General features: G+C 65.7%; 18 protein-coding genes. 8 read left to right on the forward strand and 10 right to left on the reverse strand.

What is annotated here, in order from left to right:
• Positions 1-67: 67 nt before the first annotated feature.
• The gene (istB, locus tag ACHQ4I_RS11270) at positions 68-862 is read right to left on the reverse strand and encodes an IS21-like element helper ATPase IstB (RefSeq protein WP_420771240.1); all 795 of its coding nucleotides are present in this window, start codon (positions 860-862) and stop codon (positions 68-70) included.
• The gene (gene istA, locus ACHQ4I_RS11275) at positions 862-2103 is read right to left on the reverse strand and encodes an IS21 family transposase (protein ID WP_420771243.1); all 1242 of its coding nucleotides are present in this window, start codon (positions 2101-2103) and stop codon (positions 862-864) included. Before istA ends, istB begins: the two co-directional genes overlap by 1 nt.
• Positions 2104-2466: 363 nt before the next feature.
• Between istA and ACHQ4I_RS11280 the strand changes: the two genes are divergently transcribed.
• Positions 2467-3354: an HNH endonuclease gene (locus ACHQ4I_RS11280; RefSeq protein ID WP_420771647.1), complete on the forward strand. Its 888-nt coding sequence runs from the start codon at positions 2467-2469 to the stop codon at positions 3352-3354.
• A gap of 68 nt (positions 3355-3422) precedes the next feature.
• On the opposite strand, the gene ACHQ4I_RS11285 is transcribed toward ACHQ4I_RS11280, so the two are convergent.
• Complete coding sequence (locus ACHQ4I_RS11285; RefSeq protein WP_420771648.1) at positions 3423-3887, reverse strand: nitroreductase/quinone reductase family protein; 465 nt, start codon at positions 3885-3887, stop codon at positions 3423-3425.
• Positions 3888-3987: 100 nt separating this feature from the next.
• On the opposite strand from ACHQ4I_RS11285, the gene ACHQ4I_RS11290 reads away from it, so the two are divergent.
• Positions 3988-4608, forward strand: coding sequence for a TetR/AcrR family transcriptional regulator (locus tag ACHQ4I_RS11290; RefSeq protein ID WP_420771649.1), 621 nt, complete (start codon positions 3988-3990; stop codon positions 4606-4608).
• Positions 4609-4972: 364 nt separating this feature from the next.
• Here the strand turns inward: ACHQ4I_RS11290 and ACHQ4I_RS11295 are convergent, their stop codons facing one another.
• Complete coding sequence (locus ACHQ4I_RS11295) at positions 4973-6382, reverse strand: vWA domain-containing protein (RefSeq protein ID WP_420771650.1); 1410 nt, start codon at positions 6380-6382, stop codon at positions 4973-4975.
• A gap of 107 nt (positions 6383-6489) precedes the next feature.
• A complete protein-coding gene (locus tag ACHQ4I_RS11300) occupies positions 6490-7380 on the reverse strand; it encodes an AAA family ATPase (protein ID WP_420771651.1) in 891 nt (296 codons plus the stop codon).
• A 256-nt stretch (positions 7381-7636) separates the two neighbouring features.
• On the opposite strand from ACHQ4I_RS11300, the gene ACHQ4I_RS11305 reads away from it, so the two are divergent.
• Positions 7637-7945, forward strand: a complete 309-nt coding sequence (locus tag ACHQ4I_RS11305) for an invasion associated locus B family protein (protein ID WP_420771652.1) — start codon at positions 7637-7639, stop codon at positions 7943-7945.
• Between the two features lie 193 nt (positions 7946-8138).
• The gene (locus tag ACHQ4I_RS11310) at positions 8139-8546 is read left to right on the forward strand and encodes a hypothetical protein (protein WP_420771653.1); all 408 of its coding nucleotides are present in this window, start codon (positions 8139-8141) and stop codon (positions 8544-8546) included.
• Positions 8547-8592: 46 nt separating this feature from the next.
• On the opposite strand, the gene ACHQ4I_RS11315 is transcribed toward ACHQ4I_RS11310, so the two are convergent.
• The 4 genes from ACHQ4I_RS11315 to ACHQ4I_RS11330 form a co-directional block, all read right to left on the reverse strand.
• Positions 8593-9639 carry a hotdog domain-containing protein gene (locus ACHQ4I_RS11315; protein WP_476445390.1) on the reverse strand — a complete coding sequence of 349 codons (1047 nt, stop codon included), beginning with the start codon at positions 9637-9639 and terminating at the stop codon, positions 8593-8595.
• Between the two features lie 153 nt (positions 9640-9792).
• Positions 9793-10794 carry a ketol-acid reductoisomerase gene (gene ilvC, locus ACHQ4I_RS11320; RefSeq protein ID WP_420772652.1) on the reverse strand — a complete coding sequence of 334 codons (1002 nt, stop codon included), beginning with the start codon at positions 10792-10794 and terminating at the stop codon, positions 9793-9795.
• A 116-nt stretch (positions 10795-10910) separates the two neighbouring features.
• Complete coding sequence (gene ilvN, locus ACHQ4I_RS11325) at positions 10911-11414, reverse strand: acetolactate synthase small subunit (RefSeq protein ID WP_420771654.1); 504 nt, start codon at positions 11412-11414, stop codon at positions 10911-10913.
• Positions 11411-13339 (reverse strand): acetolactate synthase large subunit, encoded by a 1929-nt coding sequence (locus ACHQ4I_RS11330; protein WP_420771655.1) that lies wholly within the window; start codon positions 13337-13339, stop codon positions 11411-11413. The genes ilvN and ACHQ4I_RS11330 overlap by 4 nt, the downstream gene beginning before the upstream one ends.
• Before the next feature lie 332 nt (positions 13340-13671).
• Between ACHQ4I_RS11330 and ACHQ4I_RS11335 the strand changes: the two genes are divergently transcribed.
• The 3 genes from ACHQ4I_RS11335 (at position 13672) to ilvD (ending at position 16449) form a co-directional block, all read left to right on the forward strand.
• Entirely contained in the window at positions 13672-14271 is a 600-nt protein-coding gene (locus tag ACHQ4I_RS11335; protein ID WP_420771656.1) for a PH domain-containing protein, read from the forward strand.
• Positions 14272-14323: 52 nt separating this feature from the next.
• Positions 14324-14527 carry a hypothetical protein gene (locus ACHQ4I_RS11340; protein WP_420771657.1) on the forward strand — a complete coding sequence of 68 codons (204 nt, stop codon included), beginning with the start codon at positions 14324-14326 and terminating at the stop codon, positions 14525-14527.
• An 80-nt stretch (positions 14528-14607) separates the two neighbouring features.
• Positions 14608-16449 carry a dihydroxy-acid dehydratase gene (ilvD, locus tag ACHQ4I_RS11345; RefSeq protein WP_420771658.1) on the forward strand — a complete coding sequence of 614 codons (1842 nt, stop codon included), beginning with the start codon at positions 14608-14610 and terminating at the stop codon, positions 16447-16449.
• 118 nt (positions 16450-16567) lie between these two features.
• Here the strand turns inward: ilvD and ACHQ4I_RS11350 are convergent, their stop codons facing one another.
• Positions 16568-17461 carry a DoxX family protein gene (locus ACHQ4I_RS11350; RefSeq protein WP_420771659.1) on the reverse strand — a complete coding sequence of 298 codons (894 nt, stop codon included), beginning with the start codon at positions 17459-17461 and terminating at the stop codon, positions 16568-16570.
• Between the two features lie 111 nt (positions 17462-17572).
• On the opposite strand from ACHQ4I_RS11350, the gene ACHQ4I_RS11355 reads away from it, so the two are divergent.
• Positions 17573-18679 (forward strand): PQQ-dependent sugar dehydrogenase, encoded by a 1107-nt coding sequence (locus tag ACHQ4I_RS11355; protein ID WP_420771660.1) that lies wholly within the window; start codon positions 17573-17575, stop codon positions 18677-18679.
• Positions 18680-18703: the final 24 nt, after the last annotated feature.

Genomic DNA, 18703 nt, shown 5'->3' on the forward strand with positions numbered 1-18703 from the left:
TGTCAACTCCGGTTGAATCGTGACCCGGTCGTTCCGGTTGAATCCGGACCCACCCCTGCTGGTTTGGTTAGTCGTTGGTCTTGGCCGCTGGGACGCGGCCGAGGTCTCGGTCTTTGAGTCGGTAGCTGTCTCCCTTCATTGAGATGACTTCGGCGTGGTGGACGAGGCGGTCGATCATTGCGGCGGCGACGACGTCGTCGCCGAAGACCTCGCCCCAGCGGCCGAAGGGTTTGTTGCTGGTGACGATCAGCGAAGCTCGTTCGTAACGGGACGAGACGAGCTGGAAGAACAGGTTCGCGGCCTCGGATTCGAACGGGATATAGCCCACTTCGTCAACGATGATCAGCGGAATCCGGCCGAGCTTGATCAGCTCTGCCTGCAGTTTTCCGGCGTGATGAGACTCGGCCAGCCGGGAGACCCACTCGGCAGCGGTGGCGAACGCGACGCGGTGACCTGCTTGGCAGGCGCGGATCCCGAGCCCGATCGACAGATGCGTTTTGCCGGTGCCAGGTGGACCGAGGAAGACGACATTCTCCTTGGCGGTAATGAAATCCAAGGTCCCGAGGTGGGTGATGGTGTCGCGTTTGAGCGAACGCTGATGGTCGAAATCGAACTCCTCCAACGATTTTCGCGACGGAAATCGAGCACTGCGGATGCGTCCTTCACCGCCGTGGGATTCGCGGGCGGAAACTTCTCGTTGCAGGCAGGCGGCCAGGAACTCTTCGTGGCTCCAGTTTTCCGAGCGGGCGCGTTCGGCCAGTCGCTCAACCGCGCTGCCGAGTGTCGGTGCCTTGAGTGCTCTTGCGAGATAAGCGATTTCGGAGGTTACGTTGCGTGAACCATTGGCGGTCTTGGTGGCCATCAGGCGATTTCCTCGCTGCTGCTCGCCTCGTCGAGGTCGAACATGCGGTCATAGTCGGACAGGTTTCGATGCTCGACATCGGTGTCGATCGCGGGAACCGCGACCAGGCGCCGGGATCGGCGCAGATCTGCGGCTGCGGCCGCATGATCGGGATCGGTGATGGATTGGTGATCGGCCCAACACCGTTGATGGCGAGCAAGTTCGGCGCCGGCCAGGGTGATCACCACCTCGGTCAGGTCGGCGCGGACTTCCACTCGCCGGCCGATCGCGACCGGATGAACGGAGTAGTCGTTGGAGTCCAACCGGACGTAATGATCGCGAGGCAGCCTGGTCGTGAGCCTCCATCCGACCACCGGATCCACCGGCGGCAGCTCGAGCATCGAGCGCCGGTCGGCATCCCAGCGATCAACCGGGCGACACTCCAACCGCCGATGGTGACGGTGGTTGGCCTTGACCAACCATTCACCCAGCTGGGTGTTGAAATCAGCCGGGCTGGTGAACACACGGCCGGGCAGGAACGAGGTCTCCAGATATCCGTTCGCTCGCTCGACCAGCCCCTTGGCCTCCGGATCGCCTGGCCGGCACTGAATCACCTTGATGCCCAACGTTCCCCGGAACGCGTTCATCGTCTCGGTCAGCTGCGGTTTGCCGCCGCGCCATTGCCCGACCGCGGACTCGTTGTCCCAGACCAGAGCTCGCGGAACACGCCCCCAATCCGAGATCAACGCCCAATGCCCGGCCAGCAGATCAGGGCTTTGCCGGGTCGGGATCATCGTCGCCGCCATGACCCGCGAATAGCCGCTGACCATCACCAACACCGGCGGACGACCGACATGGCCGAACCCCAACGGAACATCGACCGGCGGAAACCACAAATCGCACTGAGCAAGCTCGCCGGGCTGATACTCAGTGCGCGAGGCCGGGTCCACCGGCTTGAACAACGGCCGCAGCTGCTGCACTCGCTCGAAGAACACCGTCTTGCCGCGTTGCCAGCCAACACGTTCCATGATCACCGTCGTCGGCATATCCGGGAACTCGGCGAGCACCGCCCGAATCTGCGGCTCGAACTCATCGACCGCCGACCCCTTCGGCTTGCGCTGATACCGCGGCGGCTCATGGGAACCGAGCGCCTTCTTCACCGTGTTCTTCGAAACCTTCATCCGACGAGCGATCGCGCGAATCGCCATCCCCTCAGCGCGATGCAACCGTCGGATCTCCGCCCAGTCCTCCACGTTCAGCACCTCATGATCGTTCACAGGGTGGGTCAGCATTCACCCGGAATCAGAGGGTCAGTCTTCAGGCGGAAGCGACAACCGCGTTCGCGAATTCGCTGTACGCGGCCAATCGCTTATCGTCCCACCGAATGTCCTGACTCCTACGCCACCTGGCCCGCTCCGTCCACGCGGTAGCAGCGAACGTCACCCCCGCCCCGAGAAGCACACCAACCATGGCCAGAAGCTGCTGAACTATCGGACTCACAACACGAATTCTGCCTGCGCCACAAGACTTTGGCTTGCGCCGACCGAAGCCGAAGACACCCACCGCTGGACGAGCCGATTGCAGAAAGATCAACATCGATCAACTGAACATGGGACACTCCACTCGTGGATAGTGGGGCGGAGTTGGAGCTGCGGCGGGCGATCTTCGAACACCTGATGCGAAGAGCCGAAGAGACGGGGACTCTCACCCGAGCCGAACTCACCGAGTTCGAGGTCGAGGGCGAAGTTTACAGATTGGTTGATCGCAACAAAGGCATCTGGAACCCGAAGAGTATGTTGGCCACCTTGTCCATCATGTCCAAACCGGGTAGCCAGTACGACGATGCGGAAGTCGGCGACTCGCTCTACGCTTATGCGTACCGGGAAGGGAACGTTAACGGCGACAATACGAAACTGCGGCGCGCCTACGAGCTAGCGCTACCCATCATTCTGCTTCGGTGGATCCGGGACGGTGTCTATGTCCCGATCTGTCCGGTCTATGTAGTCGCGGACGACATGGAGAATCAGCGATTTATCCTAGCGCTCGATGAGACCCTGCGATCCGTTACCGATCCGCTGATGCTGAAGCCGATTGAGCGTTCATACGCCCAGCGCATCACCAAACAACGGCTGCACCAGCCGGAGTTCAGGGGGCGGATTCTGCTCGCATACGACAATCGGTGTGCGGTATGTGCTGTGGGACACGGGCAGTTGCTCGACGCGGCTCACATAATCGCCGACCCCAAGGAACATGGTTCGGCTGATGTCGACAATGGGCTGTGCCTCTGCAAGATTCATCACGCTGCCTTCGATGCCAACCTCCTCGGAATTTCACCTGACTACCAGATCCATATCGGAGCGAAGCTGATGCAAGATCAGAGCTCCGGGTCGATGCTGCGACATGGCTTCCAGGAGATCGACGGCAAACTGCTGACCCTGCCGCGCCGCTACAGCGACCGCCCCGCACCAAAGCGGCTCGAAGAAAGGTTCGGCGAGTTCAAGAACGCCAGCTGACCTGGACCCCCGTTGCTTCTCATCCCACAGCGAACCCCTTGCGTCAGTGGTGGGGCTCCGGGACTTGGTTAGCGGGGGCGGAGGCGGACTATTGCGGTGCCGTTGGTTAGGGCTTGGCGGAGGGCGGGGAGGTTTACGGTGCCGTCGGGGTTCAGGTGGATTTTGGCGAAGCGGCCGTGGGCTGGGTTTCGGGTGAGGATTTCGCGGTAGAGGGTGGTGGCCCGGAGTTCGTCGGTGATGATCTCGTGGTCGGCTTGGATGTCGGTGCCGCGGAGGTGGATTCGGACGGGGGTGTCGGGGATGAGGTTGCGGCGCCAGTTGGCGGCGGTGCCGATCAGGAGGTGGCCCTGGTGTTCGGCGTAGGCGACGGGATTGGCGTATTCGCGGCCGGTTTTGCGGCCGGAGACGGTGATGATCAGGAGCCTTTTGCTCAGTAGGGGGTGCAGGGGTGATCGGAGAATGGCGCGGACTATGGCGTCGCCGATGCGTTGGGTGCGGGATTGGGTGGCCGGAGCCTTGGTCGAGGTGGACATGATGCCTCCGCTGGTCGGATAATTACTGAGTTGATACTCAGAAAATACGACTGTGTGGGGCATACTGCAAGGGTTGATTCGGTGTGGACAGGAGGTTGCGGTGGCGGATGGTGCGCGGTCGACTCGTGCGCAGCGGGGGCGGCCTTCGACCGGGGTGCGGGAATCGGTTGTGGTCGCGGCGCAGGCGATTTTGGTGGAGGCGGGGGTGGCTCGGTTGTCCACGAAGGAGGTTGCGAAGCGGGCGGGGGTGGCCGAGTCGAGCATCTTCTATCACTTCGGGGATCGAATGGGGTTGCTGCAGGCGGTGATTCAGCGGCATTTGCGGCCGGTGAAGGATGTGCTCGGGGAGGTCGAGGAGCGGCCAGGGTTGCGGGCGGGGCTGGTGGCGCTCATCGAGGCGCTGGAGGGGTTCTTTTTGGATGCCATTCCGGTGATGGCCGCGGTGCAGTCGGATGCGGAGCTGCGCGCGAAGTATGCCGAGCGCAGCCGGGAGTTGGATATCGGGCCGCATCGTGCGGTCGACGCTGTTGTCGCGCAGCTGTCGAGGCCACACGCCGACCAGCGCATGGCCGCCTCGGTGGACCTGCGAGCTGCCGCTTTACTCTTGGTCGGCGCCGCGCATCAACGAGCGCTACAGCGTCATCTGAGCCCGCCGGACGCGGTCGCGGCGCTGCCCACGACCGAATCCATAGTCGATACGATCATGCCGATCCTCGGCTGACACCACCGAGCACGGTCGCGCAAGCCAACAGCTGGCAATCGAGGCCGGCGTACCTGCGCCGACCCGACGAGAGTCGCACTGCACACATCGAAATCCGTCTTCGACACGATCATGCCGATCCTCGGCTGACACCACCGGGCGCGCTCGCGCAAGCGAACGGTGAAGCAACTCGCGGAAATCGACCTGGTGGCCGTCAGCGACGGCGCCCCGTTGAACTGGTCGAGTCTGCTGCTGTCCAGCTCGGCGAGGCCGAATTCGACCATGCGCGTCGCGGTCTTGAAGCCATCGAGCCGCAAGCCCATCCTCCGCTGACAGACCGTGCCCGAGGACGCCCTTCTCAGCGTTCCAGCAGCCATCCGCAAACTCAGGCGGGCAATAGCCGACCGATCACCTCGGCGAGCTGCTTCACGTTGCGGCATTCGTGCATAGTGATGTGATCGGCATACACATGTGCCGCGGAGTCACCGGTGGACCAGGAGCGGGCGGGTTCGGGGTTGAGCCAGTAGGCGTGTTTGGCTCGGTCCGACATTGCTTGCAGGGCAGGGAGATTCGGGTCGGTGCGATTGGTGCGGGCGTCGCCGAGGATGAGTAGGGAGGTGCGCGGGCCGAGGGCGTCGAGATAGTTGTCGACGAAGCCCTGGAGGGCCTCGCCGTAGTTGCTGCTACCGAAGCGAGCGACCTTGGAGTCGCGCACGATTCGGGCGGCGGCGCCCGGGGCTGGAGGTTCGCCCAAGGTGAAGAACCCCGTGATTTCGTCGCAGGTGTCGATGAAGCCGAAGCTGCGGACCTTGCTGAATTGGTCCTGCAGCGCCTGCACGAGTTGCAGGGTGAATTCGGCGAATCCCGTTACGGAGCCGGATAAGTCGGCGAGGATGACGAGGTCCGGGCGGCCGTGTTTGCGGGCGCGCAGCACCGGTTCGATCGGGACGCCGCCGGTTGCCATGGAGCGACGCAGGGTTCGGCGCATATCGATCTGACCACGGACCGCTTTGCGGCGGCGGGCCGCGAGGCGAGTGGCCAGTTTGCGGGCCAAAGGGTTTACCAGGCGGCGCATTTCGGCGAGGTCTTGTTCGCGCGCGCCGAGAAAGTCGACTTGGTCGGTGCTGGATTCGACGCCGCGGCGGGCGATGTATTCGGTGCCGCGCAGTTGGGCGGAGCGCAGGCGCGCCTCGGTTTGGACGGCGGTGCGGAATTCGCGCAGGCGGCGGTCGGCTTCGATGGTGCGGACGGTGGTGTCGAGGTCACCTCCCATGCCCGCGCCGATGCGCTCGATAAGTTCTTCTGGCCGTAGGGATTTCATGGTCAGATAGGACGACCAACCCGCACCCGATGCGGTAGTGACCGGACTCGAGGTCACGCCGGTGCCGACTCCGCCGTACCCGCCCAATTCGGTGAGCGCCTGCCGAGCGAGTTCGGTTACGGCATCGCGGTCGTCTCGGGCGAGTGCGTCCACCAAGCGGTCGCGCAGTGCGTCAATGGACTCCGAGGTCGACGAGGTTGCCGACTGCGGCTGCTCGGCGGTCAGGAAGTACAGATCGAAGAGCTGGTCGAAGACGGCGCGCTGGCCATTGCGGCGCAGCAAACAGGCGGCCATTCCGGAACGCAGCCGGTTGCGGTCGGACAGACCGAGCGCGAGCATTGCCTCAGCGGCGTCGATGGTTTCGCTCGGCCCCGCGGAGATTCCGTGGTCGCGCAACAGTCCGACGAACTCGACCAAGCGGTCGGTCATCGAGTCGGCGGGCTGCTGCGGGCTACGCACGGATGATGTAACCACTGGTCACCCACCCCCGCCACTACCGACAGCCACACCCGCTGCCGTGATCCGATGTAGGCACTCACGAATGGGGCGCGGGGGCGCGACTCCGATCAGGGCAGCCGCGATCATGATGGTCTGCGTTCGTACGGGTCGGCCGCGGGGAGTTCGAGGCGATCGATGGCGATGCGGTGGTCGGCTTGGTATTTGAGCAGGACACCCAGGGTGGAACGCACGATGTTGCTGGTGAGGTTCCGGGTACCGAGGGCTACCAGAGTTCGCGCCCAGTCCACGGTTTCGGCGATCGACGGCGGCTTGCGCAGGGATAATTCGCGGAGGGCTCCGACGGTTCGAACTACCGGCTCCCCCAGCGCATCATCCAACTCGGGCACCTTCAGGCGAACGATAGCGCGTTCCAATTCGGCTGTCGGGTAGTCGATGTGGAGGTAGAGACAGCGGCGTTTCAGCGCTTCGGAGAGCTCGCGATTGGCGTTGGAGGTGACGATGGCGAAGGGCTTGCGGACGGCGGTGACAGTGCCGAGTTCGGGGATGCTGACCTGGTAGTCGCCGAGGACCTCCAAGAGCAGTCCCTCGAGCTCGATGTCGGCCTTGTCGAGTTCGTCGATGAGCAGCACGGTCGGATCGGGGTTGCGGATCGCGGCCAGCAGCGGGCGTTGCAGCAGGAATTCCTCGGTGAAGACGTGGTCGCGCGTGCTGTCCCAGCCTTCGTCGTCGGTGGCGGTGATGCGCAGCAACTGCTTGGCGTGATTCCACTCATAGAGCGCGCGTGCCTCGTCGATGCCCTCGTAGCACTGCAGGCGCACCAGATCGGAGGTGGTGGCGGTGGCGATCGCCTTGGCCAGTTCGGTCTTGCCGACGCCGGCGGGACCCTCGATCAACAGGGGTTTGCCCAGGTGACCGGCGAGGAATACCGCGGTGGCGATATCGGTGGAGGGCAGGTATCCGGCGTCGGTGAGCCGCCGCGTCACCTCATCGACCGAACCAAAGAACTTACTCATCGGTAGCTAGTCTAGAGCGTGCGTGCGCGGCGGATCGGGCGGCGTCAGTGGGGCTGGACACACCCTGAGTCCCAAAAGATCACCGGCTAGGGGAATCGTCATACCAAAGGCTGATTCTTCCCTCGAATCCCACTCCACCTCTGGCCTTTCGGCTGAAAGCGGCACAGGGTGGACCTGCGGTCGATGCGCAGATGCGAGCAGACCCTCGGCGGGGGAATGGCGAACGTACGGTTCGCCGCAGCTAGAAAGGATTCACGTGTATTCGAGAACGAAGTCCGCGCCGCGTCGGGCCGTGCTGGCCAGGGTGGCCATCGCCGGTGCACTCGCCGCGGTTCCGTTGACCGCGTTGGCGATTCCCGCCTCGGCGGACCCGACCTCCATCGAACCCGGCGTGACCGATGTTCGGCACCCGCACAACGACTGGGATTGCGACCGCCCCGGCTTCTTCGATGACTGGGACCACCATCCAGGCCGTTGGGATGACTGCGACTTCCCCGGTCGATGGAATGATCCCTGGCGATTCCCCCGCCACCTGTTCCCGCGCGGCGCATTCGGCAGCAGCTGATCCCGAGCGGTCACGGCCCGGCACCCAACAGGTGCCGGGCCGTTTTGCGTTCGCCGCTAGAGAACCCCGGGCCGATCCGACTCGGGGACATCCCCTACCCCGGTGTCGCCCCGGGCTCATCCTTCCGACTGAAATAACCCTGAATCCGCCTGCGACAGCAGACTTTTCGGCAACAACACGCAAGAGTGGAAGCATGACAATGACGCCTCGCCTGATGCTGGCCCGAGTGGCCGTGGCCGCCACTATCGCCACAGTTCCCTTGACCGCCTTGGCAATTCCGGCTTCGGCCGCGCCAGCGACGGGCTCCACCGGATCCGGGCAGGCGGACTGCGAAAACGCCGAGAACCGGGACGCGTGCGAGCAAGCATGGCGGGACGAGATGGCGCGACGCAACCGGGATGACGACTGGGCCAACGACCTGAACAATCCGCTCAACCCGAACAGCCCGCTCAACCCGAACAACCCGGCCAACCCGATGAGTCCGCTCAACCCGAACAACCCCAACAACCCGGCCAATCCGATGAGCCCCCTCAACCCGAACAACCCGAACAACCCGGCCAGTCCGATGAGCCCGCTCAACCCGATGAATCAGCACCACTGATCGCTGGACGGCGGTCCGCCCCAACGGTGCGGACCGCCACTGCCCCTCACGGCATCGGGGCCCGAAAGTGGCTGGGCTCCGCGTCGGCTGGCACATCGCTCGCCGAGGTAAACCGCTCGACCTCCCCGCGCAACTCGATGAGGTGGCGGGCATGCGCATCGAGCGCCCGATCTTCGGCGCAGACCGGATCCCACTGACGCACCGGCCGTGCTTTGCCACTGTCGTCGACCGCGACGACAACCGCCAGCCCATGCGCGGCCAGCGCCGGTTCATCGGAGTGCGTATCCATCGACGTCACATGCACACTGACATGCATACTGCGCGGCCCGGTGTGAATCAGCCGAGCACTCACCTCGACAATGTGCCCGATGACAATCGGCCGGTAGAACCGGATCCCGCCGAAGTACGACGTGATCACATGCTGCCCAACCCAATCGGCGCCGCAGATATACGCGGCCTCATCGATCCACTGCATGGTGCGGCCGCCGTGTACCTTGCCGCCCCAATTGATATCCGACGGCGCGGCCAGGAAACGGAGTGTGGAAGTGGGCGCGGTGCCGGCCGCCGTGTACTGCTGCGCGGCCATCGCCTCCTCGATCCGCTTGCGAACCGAAACCCGCGCCCGCGCTTGCCGATGCCGCTCCAGTTCCAGAATCGTCGTCGGATTCCATTGCGGCACTTCCACGGTCCGCCGCTTATCGTCGACCGCGACGAAAATCGTCAGACATTGCGCCGTCTGCACCGGCTTACGTCGAGTGGGATCGGTCGAATAGACGCTGACGAGAATGTGCATGCTGGTGCGCCCGGTGTGCACGAGATTCGCGTGCAACTCGACCAACTCACCCACCGCGATCGGCCGGTCGAGATGAATGTTCCCGACATAGGCAGTGACGCAGTAGCAACCGCTCCACTGCGCCGCCGCGGCGTAGGCGACCTTGTCGATCCATTCGAGTAGCTTGCCGCCGTCGACCGAGCCCGCGATGCCCGCATCGGCCGGTTTGACGAGAAAGCGGTGGATGGCCTCGGCGCGTCGCCCCGCAGACGCCGGGCTCGGCGCGGAAGCGGGGACGAGGGTGCTGGTTGAGATGTTCACGACTCACGATCTGTTCGGCTGACAATGGTTCCGACTCCGTTGTCCCCGCCAGACAATAGGCAACCGCGCGGCTACGGGCGAGTAATGCATCCCCAGCAACGACAATGGCCCACCCCGACGAATCGGAATGGGCCACTGCGGCGTTCGTGCGTATTACGCGGTTTCGGTGATCGGGCGGTCGACCCAGCTCATCAGGCCGCGCAGCTTGGCGCCGGTGACCTCGATCGGGTGCTCGGCGTTGGCCTTGCGCAGGGCCTCGAGTTCCTTGTTGCCGCCCTCGACGTTGGCGACGAGGCGCTTGACGAAGGAGCCGTCCTGGATGTCGCGCAGGATGTCCTGCATGCGCTTCTTGGTGTCGGCGTCGATGACCCGCGGGCCCGACAGGTAGCCACCGAATTCGGCGGTGTCGGAGACCGAGTAGTTCATGCGGGCGATGCCGCCCTCGTACATCAGGTCGACGATGAGCTTGAGCTCGTGCAGCACCTCGAAGTACGCCATCTCCGGCGCGTAGCCCGCCTCGACCATGACCTCGAAACCGGTCTTGACCAGCTCTTCGGTACCACCGCAGAGGACGGCCTGCTCACCGAACAGGTCGGTCTCGGTCTCTTCCTTGAAGGTGGTCTTGATGACGCCGGCGCGGGTGCCGCCGATGCCCTTGGCGTAGGACAGCGCCAGCGCCTGGCCCTCACCCTTCGGGTCCTGGTCGACCGCGATCAGGGCCGGGACGCCCTTGCCGTCGACGAACTGGCGACGGACCAGGTGGCCGGGGCCCTTCGGCGCGACCATGCCGATGGTCACGTTGGCGGGGGGCTTGATCAGGCCGAAGTGGATGTTGAGGCCGTGGCCGAAGAACAGCGCGTCGCCGTCCTTCAGGTTGGGCTCGATGTCGTTGGTGAAGATCGACGCCTGCGCGGTGTCGGGTGCGAGCACCATGATCACGTCGGCCCACTCGGCGACCTCGGCCGGGGTGCCGACGGTCAGACCGGCCTCTTCGGCCTTCGGCCGCGACTTCGAACCCTCAGCGAGGCCGACGCGGACCTCAACGCCGGAGTCGCGCAGGCTCAGCGAGTGCGCGTGGCCCTGGCTGCCGTAGCCGATGACAGCGACCTTGCGGCCCTGGATGATCGACAGGTCGGCGTCGTCGTCGTAGAACATCTCGACTGCCACTGGTGATTCCCTTCTAGTTCTTCTTCTCGAAAGTTGTTTAGTTTGAAGCGGTTCAGCCTGCCAGCCCGCTCTTGGGCCGGCCCAAGAACACAGCGTGGCGAGCGCTAGCGAGTCGCGGTGATCGACTTGGGCCCACGACCCACAGCGACCACACCGGACTGCACGATCTCCCGGATGCCATACGGCTCGAGCATCCGCAGCAGCGCGTCGAGCTTGGACCGGGTTCCGGTCGCCTCGACGGTGAGCGCGTCCGGCGAGACGTCGATCACCTTCGCCCGGAAGAGCGTAACCGCCTCGATGACCTGGGTTCGCACGCTGGCATCCGCGCGCACCTTCACCAGGATCAGTTCGCGGGCGACCGAGCTGTCGGCGTCCTGCTCCACGATCTTGATGACGTTGACCAGCTTGTTGAGCTGCTTGGTGACCTGCTCGAGCGGCAGGTCCTCGACCGTGACGACGATGGTCATGCGCGAGATCTCCGGGATCTCGGTGCCGCCGACCGCCAGCGATTCGATATTGAAGCCACGGCGGGAGAACAGCGCCGCGACCCGTGCCAGCACGCCCGGCTTGTCCTCGACCAGGACGCTCAGGGTGTGAGTTGTACTCACTGTTCGGTCCCCTTGTTCTTCTCGTGCGACATCGCCTCGTGGATGACAGCGGGCTCGGCGGCCTGCTCGTCCTCGTCGAACAGCGGGCGGATGCCGCGCGCGGCCATGATCTCGTCGTTGCTGGTGCCCGCGGCGACCATCGGCCACACCTGGGCGTCCTTGCCGACGATGAAGTCGATCACCACGGGGCGGTCGTTGATGGACTGCGCCTCGCGGATCGCGGCCTCGACGTCTTCCTCGCGCTCGACCCGGATGCCGTGGCAGCCGAGGGCTTCGGCGAGTTTGACGAAATCGGGGATGCGCAGGGTGTGCGTGCCCAGATCGGTGTTGGAGTAGCGCTCCTCGTAGAACAGGGTCTGCCACTGGCGGACCATGCCGAGGTTGCCGTTGTTGATCAGCGCGACCTTGATCGGCACGCCCTCCACGGCGCAGGTGGCCAACTCCTGGTTGGTCATCTGGAAGCAGCCGTCACCGTCGACCGCCCACACCTCTTTATCCGGCGCGCCCATCTTGGCGCCCATGGCCGCCGGAACGGCGTAACCCATGGTGCCGAGGCCACCGGAATTCAGCCAGGTGCGCGGCTTTTCGTACTTGATGAACTGCGCGGCCCACATCTGGTGCTGGCCGACGCCCGCACAGTAGATGGCATCGGGTCCGGCCAAGCGGCCCAGCGCCTCGATGACGAATTCCGGTGACAGCGAGCCGTCGCTCGGCGTCGACCAGCCCAGCGGGTAGCTCTTGCGGATCCCGTCGAGGTACTGCCACCAATCGGTGAGGTCCAGCTTCGGCACACCGGAGGGGTCGGCCTTCAGCGTCTCGATCAGCTCGATGATCACCTCGCGGCAGTCGCCGACGATCGGGACGTCGGCGTGCCGGTTCTTGCCGATCTCGGCCGGGTCGATATCGGCGTGGATCACCTTGGCGTCGGGCGCGAAGGAGTCCAGCTGACCGGTGACGCGGTCGTCGAAACGCGCGCCGAGGGTGATCAGCAGATCGGACTTCTGCAGCGCGGCGACCGCGCCAACGGTGCCGTGCATACCGGGCATGCCCATGTTCAGCTGGTGGCTGTCCGGGAACGCGCCGCGCGCCATCAGGGTGGTGACCACCGGGATGCCGGTCAGCTCGGCCAGTTCCAGCAGCTCCGGCGAGGCGTCGGCCTTGATGACACCACCGCCGACATAGAGCACCGGCTGCTTGGCCTCCGAGATCATCCTGGCGGCCTCGCGCACCTGCTTACCGTGCGGCTTGGTGACCGGACGGTAGCCGGGCAGCCGCATCTCCGGCGGCCAGCTGAAGGTGGTCTGCGCCTGCAGCACGTCCTTCGGGATATCGACGAGCACAGCGCCGGGGCGACCGGAAGAGGCCAGGTAGAAGGCCTCCGCGATGATCCGCGGGATATCGATGCCCTCGGTGATGAGGAAGTTGTGCTTGGTGATCGGCATGGTGATGCCGGAGATATCGGCTTCCTGGAACGCGTCGGTGCCGATCAGCCCGCGCCCGACCTGGCCGGTGATGGCCACGATCGGGACCGAGTCCATCTGCGCGTCGGCGATCGGGGTGACCAGGTTCGTCGCGCCCGGGCCCGAGGTGGCCATGCAGACGCCGACTTTGCCGGTGGCCTGGGCATAACCGGTGGCCGCGTGGCCCGCGCCCTGCTCGTGCCGGACGAGGACGTGGCGGACCTTGGTGGAATCGAAGAGCGGGTCGTAGACCGGGAGAATCGCGCCGCCGGGAATGCCGAATACCGTGTCGACGCCGAGCTCCTCGAGGGAGCGGACGACGGACTGCGCGCCGGTGACCCGCTCGGGCGGGACCTGGCGGCGGTTCGCCGCGGTCGTCGGACCGCCAGCGGGCGCGGCCTGCTGATTCGCCGAAGGCGCTGGCCTGCGGGCCGAGGGCCCGGGCCGTGCGGTTGGTGCACTCACCGTCTTCGTTCCTAACTGTTCGTACTAGACCCCGGACAACGTGCTTGCACGTGGTGCCTTGCGAAGCGGCCACGTGCGGCGGACTTTTGTCCCGAACACAAAAAAGCCCCCGACAGCGCATGGCTGTTCGAGGGTGGCGCGTCGCAACGCGAGCTGACGTATTCGACTCAGGTAGTCAGGCTCAACGCTGGACGCGCCGGCCGATTACGAGCAACTCGTTTCGATTCACGCGCATGACGGTATGTGTGCGCGAGCCGATCAGTCAAACAGGTCTCATTATGTGAGACCGAGCGGGTGCTCGAGTCCGTTCACCATGATGCGAGGATGGTGGTGTGTCATCACCGCATCAGTCCGTGCCACCGGCTAAATCGTCCCATACGCCCACGGCGGGATCGGAGACGGGTAGTTCGCCGCAACCGTCCGAGCCGAAGCAGACGGTGCAGGTCATCCGCATTACGCAGATGGCCTACCTCGGTGTGGTCGTATTGCTGTTCTGCGTATTCTTCGCCTTCGTCGGCTGGCCGATCGGGCTGTGGTGGCTGCTGCTGTTGCCGGTCGCGGCCGCGGTGTGGATCGAACGCACGCGCACCACGGTGTCCGAGGACGGGCTGGATCTGCGCACGGTTTTCGGTTCGCGGCATCTCGACTGGGCACAGGTCGCCGGCGTCAGCATTCCCAAGCGCGGGTTCGTGCGCGCGCATCTCACCGATGACACCGAGGTGAAGCTGCCCGCGGTGAGCTATGACCGGTTGCGTGATCTGATCCGCGCGTCGAACGGTCGGATTCCGGATCTGTTCGCGGCGGAGGCGGCGGCGCGGGAGGCCGAGTACCAGGCGCGGGAGGCCGAGGCGTCTGCCGCCGACGCCGAAGCACCTGCCGTCGAGGCCGAGGCACGCGACTCCGAGACGAAGATGCGCGACTCCGATTCGTAGCGGTTCACCGGCGGCGGGAATAGTGGCCGCCGCCAGGTAGGCTCGCTGCCGGATGCGCGATCCGGTGACCGCGTCGGACGGACAATCCCCGCCCGCACTCACCGGACCGGTGGATACCGACGGTGCCGGAACCGACACGGCCGATGACACCGTCCGCGCCGACGACCACCCTCGCGGCGACACCATCCCGAACCACAGACCGATGGCGATCAGCGCCGTCGACCGCCGCGAAAGACCCGCCCACGCGCGGGAGTAACGTGGACGGTCGTTGATTTCGCTCGATGAGCGAACTCCGCGCAGTCGCACATCAGCCACCGCGACCTCCCGAGGATCCACATGCCACCGCTTCGTTCACGCACAACCACCATCGGCCGCAATGCCGCCGGCGCTCGCGCGCTGTGGCGCGCCACCGGTATGACCGACACCGACTTCGGCAAGCCGATCGTCGCCATCGCGAACTCCTACACCCAGTTCGTGCCGGGCCACGTGCATCTGAAGGATGTCGGCGAGATCGTCGCCGACGCGGTGCGCGCCGCGGGCGGTGTGCCACGGGAGTTCCACACCATCGCGGTCGACGACGGCATCGCGATGGGCCACGGCGGCATGCTCTACTCGCTGCCCTCGCGCGAAATCATCGCCGACTCGGTCGAATACATGGCCAACGCGCACACCGCCGACGCGCTGGTGTGCATCTCCAACTGCGACAAGATCACGCCGGGCATGCTCAATGCCGCCATGCGCCTGAACATTCCGGCCGTCTTCGTCTCCGGCGGGCCGATGGAGGCCGGTAAGGCCGTGGTCGTCGGCGGTGTCGCGCAGGCGCCGACCGATCTGATCACCGCCATCGCGGCCAGCGCCAATATGAACGTCAGCGAGGACGGACTCGGCGAGGTCGAGCGCAGCGCCTGTCCGACCTGCGGTTCCTGCTCCGGCATGTTCACCGCGAATTCGATGAACTGCCTCACCGAGGCGCTCGGACTCGCGTTGCCCGGCAACGGGTCCACGCTGGCCACCCATGCCGCCCGCCGCGCGCTGTTCGAGAAGGCGGGCACGGTGATCGTCGATATCGCGAACCGCTGGTACCGCGAGGACGATGCGTCGGTGCTGCCCCGGAATGTGGCAAATGCCAAGGCCTTCCGCAATGCGATGGCCCTGGACGTGGCGATGGGCGGTTCCACCAATACGGTGCTGCACACCCTGGCCGCGGCCCAGGAGGGTGAGATCGACTTCGATCTGCAGACCATCGAGGAGACAAGCCGCAAGGTGCCCACCCTGTCGAAGGTCTCCCCCAACTCCGACTACCACATGGAAGACGTGCACCGGGCCGGTGGCATTCCGGCCATCCTCGGTGAGCTGCGCCGCGCCGGACTGCTGGAGACCGACGTCACAACGGTGCACACCGAGAGCTTCGACGAATGGCTCGACACCTGGGATATCCGCTCCGGCAAGGCATCCGAGGAAGCCATCGAACTGTTCCACGCCGCACCGGGCGGAGTGCGCACCACCGAGCCGTTCTCCACGGACAACCGGTGGTCGTCGCTGGACACCGACGCCGCGGGCGGCTGCATCCGCGATCTCGAGCACGCCTACACCAAGGAGGGCGGGCTGGTCGTGCTGCGCGGCAATATCGCGCCCGACGGCGCGGTACTCAAGACCGCCGGTATCGATGAGGAGCTGTTCACCTTCCAGGGTCCGGCCGTGGTGGTCGAGTCCCAGGAGGAGGCCGTTTCGGCAATCCTGGGCAAGAAGATCAAGCCGGGCGATGTCATCGTGGTCCGCTACGAGGGCCCCTCGGGCGGTCCCGGCATGCAGGAAATGTTGCACCCCACCGCATTCCTGAAGGGCGCTGGTCTCGGCAAGGAGTGCGCGCTGATCACCGACGGCCGCTTCTCCGGCGGCACGTCCGGTCTGTCCATCGGCCACATGTCGCCCGAGGCGGCCAGCGGCGGCGCCATCGGCCTGATCGAGAACGGCGACCAGATCCGCATCGACGTCACCACCCGCACCCTCGAGGTGCTGGTCGACGACGCCGTGCTGGCCGAGCGCCGCGCGAAAATGGAAGCGTCCGAACGGCCTTGGCAGCCGGTCGACCGCGTGCGTCCGGTGACCACCGCGCTGCGCGCCTACGCGGCACTGGCGACCTCCGCCGACAAGGGTGCCGTGCGTCGCGTGCCGTAGTCACGCCGACATTCGACGGCGTCCCTCGTGCTCGCATGAGGGACGCCGTTTGCATTTTCGCGGCAGAAAACGAAAGGCGCCCCTCGAATACGAAGGGCGCCGGTCGTTTTGGAGCAGGTTACTTGAAAGGTTCGATGCCGGTCAGCGGATTGCCGCCGTGGAGCCAGTACCAGGTCCCGATGGCGGCGGCCACGGCCAGGATGAGGACGGCGAAGGAGCCGAAGGCGGGGCGGGTGGCCCAGCCGCGGTTGCGGTCGAGGGATAGTCGACCGGGGCCGGTCAGGAGCAGGACGACGGCGGTGCCCGCGAGGATGGATTCCAGTTCGACGCCGCTCTTGACCGAGGGCTTGTACTGGAAGCCGGGAAACATGCCCTGCTTCCACATCCAGGCGTCGAGGATCACCGCGAGTACCGCGCCCGCGGCGCACGGGCTGGCCAGGCCGAGCACGAGCAGTCCGCCACCGCCGAGTTCACCGGCGATGACCAGGACGGTCGACAGTGTCGCGTGGTCCCAGCCGCCTCCGCCCATCATGTCGCGGGTGCCGTCCAGACCGGGTCCGTTGAACCAGCCGGTCAGCTTCTGCAGGCCGTGGTAGATGAAGGTACCGCCGACGACCAGGCGCAGCAGGAACAGACCGAGGTCGAGGGTGCCGCGGCGCGCATCGCCATTGCGGCGGCGCAGCGGGCGGCTCGGCTCGCCGGGGCCGTTCGGGGCGGGCGGAATGCTGGCGTAGGAGTAGGCGGCGGTCTCGTTGGCCTTGGCTTGTTCGCCGACCGATGGGATCTCCGGATCCAGGCCCAGTTCCTCCTCGGTGCGCGGCACGTCCTTGTGCAGATCGGGACCTCGGCCGCTCGGCGAGGGATCGGAGGGCTGTTTCAGTCTGGGCATCTCGCCGGTGGGTGAATCGTAGGGACTGGTCACGCCACGACCGGTGGACGACACCGCCGACTGCTCATCCGCGGGCGCGCCCTTGGGTTCGGGCGCGGACGGGTCTTTCGGCTTCTCGGTCACGGTCGATACCCTATGCCGCCGCACGCGCCGGTGGGCGGTGTCCGTGCGACGGCGTGTCCGTTTCTCGACCCGGAGCGGCACATCGGCCGCGGTTTCCGTAACGTCTGAACCATGAGTTTGGTTGTCGCGGGGCGCATCGCCCTGAGCCTGGCGCTCGGCTCCGTCCTGCTGGTCGGCTGCGCTCGGTTCGACGATTCCGCCTCCAGCCCGTTTACACCCGAACCGACCTTCGGCCCCGCCGAACCCAAACCGCCGCAGCAGAGCCCCTCGCAGCGCCCGCGCCCGACCGGTCCGTGCATCGACCCGGACCCGAATGTGATCACCACCTGCCTCGATTCCACCGGCGGCATCATCGCGTTCGGCGATGACGCGCTGGTCGCCGAGCGGCGCACCGGACGCATCTACAAGACTGTCGCGGTGGATCCGAGCGATCCGCAGTCGCCGCCGGTATTGGTCAACCAGGTGGATGTGGACGGCTCCGGTGACGGCGGCATCACTGATATCGCCCTCTCGCCGACCTACCGCGAGGACGGACTCATCTACGCCTATATCACCACCCTCTCCGACAACCGGGTGGTGCGCATCGCCGAGAACGGCCCGCCGAAGGCCATCCTCACCGGAATTCCGAAGGGATCCGTCGGCAATCACGGTGCGCTGGAATTCGTCTCACCGACCGAATTGCTGGTGCTGACCGGCGATGCGGGAAATCCCGGCCTGGCCAGCGCGCCCTCGTCGCTGGCCGGCAAGGTGCTGCGGATCAATTCGCCGTCACCGGGTGCCAATGCCGAGGTCGTGGTCTCCGGCCTCGGCACGGCGGGCGACCTGTGCGACGACGGCAAGGACACCGTCTGGATCACCGACCGCACCGCGACCGAGGACCGACTGCAGCGCCTGGCCAAGGACGGATCCGTCACCACCGCCTGGACCTGGCCGGATCGGCCCGGCGTCGCGGGCTGCGCGGCGGGTCCCGATGTGGTGGCGATCGCGATGTCGGGGGCGAAGGCGCTGGCGATCGCGAATCCGGATGCGAACACCCACGCGGTGACCGCCGCGCCGACCTTCATCGTGCAGGACAAATACGGCAGGCTCGGCGGGGCGGCGGCCGGTGGTAACGGCACCATCTGGGTGACCACCGTCAACAATGACGATAACCACGGGCCCTTCGACGATCGCGTGATCAAGATCCCGCCGCCCTCGGCGGGCGTCGGTCCGGACTAGAAAACGCACCGGACCGGTCCCCTC

It is taken from the genome of Nocardia nepalensis (assembly GCF_048910785.1).
GTDB lineage: Bacteria > Actinomycetota > Actinomycetes > Mycobacteriales > Mycobacteriaceae > Nocardia > Nocardia nepalensis.